Source organism: Neisseria sp. P0022.S010 (assembly GCF_051956635.1).
The window spans coordinates 1-2,604 of sequence record NZ_JBQCXF010000428.1 but is presented as its reverse complement, the minus strand read 5'-3'; the positions used below and the strand labels follow the sequence as shown (position 1 = coordinate 2,604).

Genomic DNA, 2,604 nt, shown 5'->3' with positions numbered 1-2,604 from the left:
ATTGGGGCGGCTTTTTGATGGTGTTGCCCGTTGTGTTTTACAGCGCGTTGCCGTTTTACCGCGGCGCATGGCGCGACTGGAAAAACCGCCGTGTCGGCATGGATACGCCGATTGCCATTGCCATTGTGATGACCTTTATCGCCGGTATTTACAGCCTGGCTACCAACGCAGGGCAGGGCATGTATTTTGAATCCATTGCCATGTTGCTGTTTTTTCTGTTGGGCGGGCGTTTTATGGAACAGATTGCCCGACGCAAAGCAGGCGATGCGGCGGAGCGGTTGGTCAAACTGGTTCCGGCATTCTGCCACCGTTTGCCGTCTTATCCTGAAAGCGAAGCCATCGAGGAAGCCGCAGTCGTCCGCCTCAATATCGGCGATACGATTGTTGTGAAACCCGGCGAAGTCATTCCGGTGGACGGTACGGTTTTGTCCGGTGAGAGCGAAGTTAACGAAGCCATGTTGACCGGCGAAAGCCTGCCCATCGTGAAAAGGCCGTCTGAAAAAGTAACCGCCGGTACACTCAACACCAGCAGCCCTTTAATCATCCGCACCGATCATACCGGCGGCAACACGCGTTTGTCCCATATCGTTAAACTGCTCGACCGCGCGCTGGCTCAAAAACCGCGTGCCGCCGAGTTGGCCGAAAAATATGCGTCCAGTTTTGTGTTTGGCGAACTTTTGCTTGCGATTCCCGTTTTTATCGGCTGGGCTTGGTATGCCGACGCGCACACTGCTTTGTGGATTACCGTTGCCCTGCTGGTCATTACCTGCCCGTGTGCCTTGTCGCTCGCTACCCCGACCGCGCTGGCCGCTTCTACCGGCGCGCTTGCCAAAGACGGCATTCTCATCAGCGGCAAACAAAGCCTGGAAACGCTTGCCCAAATTGACGACGTCGTGTTTGATAAAACCGGTACGCTGACCAAAGGGCAGCTTTCCGTCAGCCGTATGTTGCACGCAGGCCGTCTGAACGAAATCCAAGCCCTTGCTGTTGCCCAAGCATTGGAACAGCAATCCGAACACCCCATCGCCCGTGCCATTTTGAACCATACGCTTTCAGACGGCCCTGTATCCGCGCTTGATGTGAAAGTGCAACAACGGGTCAACCGTATTGGGCATGGCGTCAGTGCGCAAATCGAATTTGATGGCGAAACCCAAGTTTGGGCTTTGGGCAAAGCGGCGTTTGTTTCGGAAATAGCCGGTCATCTGCCCGAAGCATTTGCCCATATCGACCACACTGGCGGCATTATTTTCTTGGGCAATCAAAGCGGTTTTCAGACGGCCTTTTTATTGGAAGACCAAATCAAAGACAGCGCCGCTGAAATGTTGCAAAACCTGAAACAACACGGTATCCGTCTGCACCTTTTAAGCGGCGACCGTCAGGCTGCCGTAGCCCAAGTCGCGCAAGAGCTGGGTTTGGATGCCTATCGTGCCGAAGCCACGCCTGAAGACAAGCTGGCTTATGTAGAAAATTTGCAAAAACAAGGACGTAAAGTCATGATGATCGGCGACGGGATTAACGATGCCCCCGTCCTTGCCCAAGCCGATGTATCGGCTGCTGTGGCCACGAGTGCCGATGTGGCGCGAGACGGTGCGGATGTGGTTTTGCTCAATGATGATTTGAACGTTTTGCCCGTGATGATGGAACAGGCACGCCGCACTCATCAAATCATCCGCCAAAACCTGACTTGGGCGAGCGCATACAATCTGGTTGCCGTTCCGCTGGCCGTGTTTGGTTACGTTACCCCGTGGATCGCCGCGCTCGGCATGAGTTTCAGCTCGCTGCTGGTGTTGGGCAATGCCTTGAGATTGTTGAAAACCAAAAAGGCCGTCTGAAAACGGCAAATCCATTGCTCAAACGAAAGAATACGCCATGCCTAAAGCCACTTTTTATACACACGTCGCCCAACCGGCCGCCTTTGCCTGCCGCCTGATTGCGCGCGCCATACGCGATGGCGGGCAGATTTTGGTGTGGTCGGATTCTTCTGCGGCAGTGCAGCAACTAGACGTTGATTTATGGCAGCAGATTCCCGAAAGCTTTATTCCGCATGAAGTCTGGCTGCCTACCGACCCCATGCCGTCTGAAACGCCGGTATTGCTTGCGTTTGGAAACGCATTGCCGAATATTCCGCAAGATTGCACGGTTTTGAACCTGTCTGCCGATTTTTGGAGCCAAGCCCCGGCCATTCCAAACCGTATCCTTGAAATTGTAGGCAACAGCTTGGAAGATTTAGCCGAAGCCCGAGACCGTTTCCGAGCTTATCGTCAGAGCGGATTTGAGATTGAGCATTTTTCGAGAGAAGGGAAGGATTGAGTATTGAAACAGCAAAGTTTTAATATAAAAGGCCGTCTGAAACAATAAAGTTTCAGACGGCCTTTTTGACTGGCTGGAATTAGTTGCCCAAGTCGAATGCTTTGTGCAGAACGCGGGTAGCCAGTTCCATGTATTTTTCGTCAATCAGGACGGATACTTTGATTTCGGAAGTTGAAATCATTTGGATGTTGATGCCTTCTTCTGCGAGGGTGCGGAAGATTTTGGCGGCTACGCCGACGTGTGAACGCATGCCCAAGCCGACTGCGGAGACTTTGCATACGGTGTCGTCGCCGT

3 protein-coding genes are annotated in these 2,604 nt (G+C 53.1%); 2 read left to right on the top strand and 1 reads right to left on the bottom strand.

Features of this window, described 5'->3' with window-relative positions; all coding sequences use genetic code 11:
• Both ACTHUT_RS17735 and ACTHUT_RS17730 read left to right on the top strand, forming a co-directional pair.
• Window positions 1–1,832 (top strand): heavy metal translocating P-type ATPase (locus ACTHUT_RS17735; protein ID WP_440419242.1); only part of this gene is annotated, 1,832 nt, incomplete at its 5' end.
• Between the two features lie 37 nt (window positions 1,833–1,869).
• Window positions 1,870–2,310 carry a DNA polymerase III subunit chi gene (locus ACTHUT_RS17730; protein WP_049352710.1) on the top strand — a complete coding sequence of 147 codons (441 nt, stop codon included), beginning with the start codon at window positions 1,870–1,872 and terminating at the stop codon, window positions 2,308–2,310.
• Window positions 2,311–2,389: 79 nt separating this feature from the next.
• Here ACTHUT_RS17730 and ACTHUT_RS17725 read toward each other — a convergent pair.
• Window positions 2,390–2,604, bottom strand: a 215-nt coding sequence (locus ACTHUT_RS17725) for an ACT domain-containing protein (protein ID WP_440418783.1), incomplete at its 5' end; no start/stop codon positions are given.

Excerpts from the sequence above, each read along its gene's own strand:
- ACTHUT_RS17730 (WP_049352710.1), top strand. The coding sequence starts at position 1,870 with ATGCCTAAAGCCACTTTTTATACACACGTCGCCCAACCGGCCGCCTTT.